Raw genomic sequence first — 210 nt, forward strand, 5'->3', positions numbered from 1 at the left:
AACTGTCCATCACACTGGCCCGCAACAGGTGACTGCTCAGTTCCATCAGGCAGACCATGCGGACCTGAGGATATCCGCGTTCGCCGTGCTGGTTCGAAGCCTTACCGAAGGCCTCTGCATTTTCAGGTGTGTCCTGCGTATGCCAGACTACGCCATCGACGGCATTGAGTGTCAGTCCGTGCCAGAGAGGATGTTTTGCCTCTGCATGCC

1 pseudogene is annotated in these 210 nt (G+C 57.1%); it reads right to left on the reverse strand.

The window, feature by feature from the left end:
* Positions 1-210 (reverse strand): annotated as a pseudogene (locus tag LC431_RS26265) (IS4 family transposase); the annotation flags it as partial.

The sequence above is a fragment of the Rahnella sp. GSA61A genome (assembly GCF_019969905.1).
GTDB lineage: Bacteria > Pseudomonadota > Gammaproteobacteria > Enterobacterales > Enterobacteriaceae > Rahnella > Rahnella aceris.